The organism is Streptomyces sp. NPDC059853, from assembly GCF_042731495.1.
In the GTDB taxonomy this organism is placed as follows: Bacteria; Actinomycetota; Actinomycetes; order Streptomycetales; family Streptomycetaceae; genus Streptomyces.
The window spans coordinates 6458-9399 of record NZ_JBHWJL010000208.1; the positions used below are offsets into that span (position 1 = coordinate 6458).

Sequence of the window (2942 nt, forward strand, 5' to 3'; positions counted from 1 at the left end):
CCTCCCTCTCCTACGCCCTATCCCTGGTCTCCTTCCACTCTGAATTTAGCTAGCGTCGTTTTGTCTAGCAGCCGCTGTGGTTACCCGGCGCGCCGGTGGCGCACTGAGCGCATCCCGTGGAGCGGTCACCGCCCCGCCGCCGGCCCGCCCCGCCGCCGAACGGGGCCCGCCGCGCCGGGCGGCGCGACGTCACCGGCCGGGAGCCAGCAGCTCCCGGCCCAGCGCCGCCCCCCACCAGCGCTCCACCCGCTCCGGCTGCCAGCCGCGCTCCACCGTCAAGGTGGTGTACACGTCCACGGTGCACAGCGCCGCGTAGACATCGACGGCCCCGGGCACGTCAAGACCCTCGCGCAGCGTCCCCGCCGGCCAGCCGGAGAACACCTGCCACCGGGTCTCGTCCCCGCGGCGCCGGCCCTCGGCGTAGGCCGTGGCAAGCTCGGGCTCGGTGCGGCCCGCTTCCCGCAGCAGGACGATCACCTCACCGGCCCGCTCGTACAGCCGCCGGTCGTAGCCGGCCATCGCCGCCAGCTGCGCCGCCGGGTCACCCTCCGCCACCCTCACCCCGCTGATCAGGGACGGCGACGGCCCGCTGGGCCTGCTCGGGCTCACCGGCTGGCTGCTGTGGGCCGGCCGGCTCATCGGCTACGGACGCGCCCTGACCCGGCGGCCCGGCGATGTCGGTGCCCGCTCCTAAGCTGCGGGTATGACGGACGGCACCGAGGAACCCACCGGGGAGCGCGGCGAGCACACCGCCCGGTACGTGGCGCTGCTGCGCGGCATCAACGTCGGCGGGCACCGCAGGGTGCCGATGGCCGAACTGCGCCAGGTGCTGGCCGGGCTGGGCCACCGGGCGCCGGTGACCCACCTCCAGAGCGGCAACGCGGTCTTCGGCGCCCCGCGCGGCAGCGACCCCGGTGCCCTGGCCCGGGAGCTGGCGGCGGCGCTGGAGCGCAGGTTCGGCTTCGCCGTGGACACCCTGGTGCTGGGCGCCGCCGAACTGCGCGCCGTCGCCGCCCGCTGCCCGTACGACACCGCCGCGCTGGACCCGGCGAAACTGCTGGTGTTCTTCCTGGACGGCCCGCCCGACCGGGCCGCCCTCGCCCGCGTCGACCCCGGGCGGTACGCGCCCGGCACCTTCCGGACCGGCGCGCGGGAGGTCTTCGCGTACTTCCCGGACGGCATGGGCCGCAGCAGACTCGCGGACGCCCTGACCGGCGCCCTGAAGGGTCACGTGGCCACCGCGCGGAACTGGCGCACCGTCACGAAGCTGCTGGAGCTGGCGGGGGAGGAGCCGGGGTGACCCCGGCCCGGTAGCGGGTCAGCTCCGGGACCAGCGCCGCCAGCAGCAGCACGGCGGCCACCGTCAGCAGTCCGCCGCCGGTGATCGCCCAGGTGGTGCCGACGGCGGCACCCGCCGTGCCGTGGGCCAGCTGCGCCAGCCACGGTCCGCCCGCCGACACCACGGTCATCACCCCCTGGAGCCGGCCGCGCAGCGCGTCCGGGGTGCACTGCTGGATCAGCGTGCTGCGGAACACGCTCAGCAGCATCAGCGCCGCCCCGCCCAGCACCAGCAGCAGCGCCGCCGGCCACAGCCGGCGGGTGAGTCCGAAGGCGGCGACGGCGAGCCCCCAGCCGCAGACGGCCACCGCGATCACCAGCCCGTGCCGTACCAGCCGGGTGAACAGCCCCGAGACGAACCCGGCCAGCACCGCGCCCAGCGCCATCGACGCCGTCAGCAGCCCCAGCGCGAAGCCGCCGCCCGGCGGGTCGCCGAAGGTGCGCTGGGACAGTTCCGGGAAGAGCGCCACCGGGTTGCCGCACACCATCGCCACCAGGTCGGCCACCGCCACCGCCCACAGCAGCCGGTGCCCCAGCAGATACCGCAGCCCGGCGCCGGCCCCCCGCGCCCCGGCCCGCCGCCGTCCGGTGCCGGGCAGCGGCGGCAGCCGCCACACCGGGATCAGCACCAGGGCCAGGACCACGGTGGTCACCGCGTACAGGGCCGTCACCGAGGCCACGGACAGCAGCGCCCCGGCGGACAGCGGCCCGAGGACGGGGCCGAGCCAGCGCACCGTGCTGTCCAGCGCGTTGGCCGCCGGCAGCAGCGGGCCCGGCACCAGCCGCGGTACGGTCGAGCCGCGCGCCGTGTGGTTGGCGCCGTAGCAGCCCTGGAGCAGGCCGAGCAGGACGAACAGCGACGCCAGGGAGTCCGCGCTCGCCGTCAGCCACAGCGCCGCGCCCACGGCCGCGATGGCGCCGCCGGTGGCCAGCAGCAGCCGCCGCCGGTCCACCGCGTCCGCCAGCGCCCCGCCCCACAGCGCGGCCACGGTCAGCGGCCCGAGCGCGGCGAGCGCGGACAGGCCGACCCAGGCGGACGAGCCGGTGAGTTCGTAGATCTGCAGCGGGATGGCGACGGCGGTGAAACTCGCGCCGAACGCGGTGCCCGCGCTCGACAGCCACAGCCGGCGGAACGCGGGAATCCGCAGCGGACGCAGATCGATGCCCCATGCCATGGAAACGGGGACGACCGCGGCTCAGCGATCGGTTGCCAGCCGGGCGTGCAGTTCCACGTCGTACCGCACACCGTCGTACGTCAGTTTCTCGCGCTGGCGGCCCTCCACCGAGAAGCCGGCCGCCGTCGCGACCCGGCAGGAAGCCGGATTGTCCACCCGGTGGCCCAGTTCCAGCCGGTGGAGGCCGAGTTCATCGAAGCACCAGGACGCCAGGGCCCGTACCGCCGTACGTGCCACGCCCCGGCCGCGAGCCGCCGGGACCGTCCAATAGGAGACCCAGCCCCCGCCGTGCGGGCCGCCCGGCACGGAGACGGCCACGCAGCCGAGAAGGGCGCCGTTCTCCGTCACCGCCCAGGAGTGGGCGGTGCCCGCCGCCCGCTCCGCGGCGCGGCGGGCGAGCCAGCCGGCCGCCGCCGCGTCGTCCACGAC

At 76.3% G+C, this 2942-nt stretch carries 4 protein-coding genes; 1 reads left to right on the plus strand and 3 read right to left on the minus strand.

The features are described 5' to 3' along the window. Positions 1-189: 189 nt before the first annotated feature. Positions 190-609: a hypothetical protein gene (locus ACFV5N_RS19810; RefSeq protein ID WP_385601413.1), complete on the minus strand. Its 420-nt coding sequence runs from the start codon at positions 607-609 to the stop codon at positions 190-192. A gap of 94 nt (positions 610-703) precedes the next feature. Here ACFV5N_RS19810 and ACFV5N_RS19815 point away from each other — a divergent pair, with 94 nt between their 5' ends. Further along, entirely contained in the window at positions 704-1300 is a 597-nt protein-coding gene (locus ACFV5N_RS19815; protein WP_385601416.1) for a DUF1697 domain-containing protein, read from the plus strand. Here the strand turns inward: ACFV5N_RS19815 and ACFV5N_RS19820 are convergent. Then, positions 1260-2513, minus strand: coding sequence for an MFS transporter (locus ACFV5N_RS19820; protein WP_385601418.1), 1254 nt, complete (start codon positions 2511-2513; stop codon positions 1260-1262). The two genes, ACFV5N_RS19815 and ACFV5N_RS19820, sit on opposite strands and share 41 nt — an antisense overlap. 21 nt (positions 2514-2534) lie before the next feature. Continuing rightward, positions 2535-2942: GNAT family N-acetyltransferase (locus ACFV5N_RS19825; protein ID WP_385601420.1), on the minus strand; the 408-nt coding region annotated here is incomplete at its 5' end.

Coding starts and splice junctions, on each gene's coding strand:
- ACFV5N_RS19815 (WP_385601416.1), top strand. CDS start 704: ATGACGGACGGCACCGAGGAACCCACCGGGGAGCGCGGCGAGCACACC.
- ACFV5N_RS19820 (WP_385601418.1), bottom strand. CDS start 2,513: ATGGCATGGGGCATCGATCTGCGTCCGCTGCGGATTCCCGCGTTCCGC.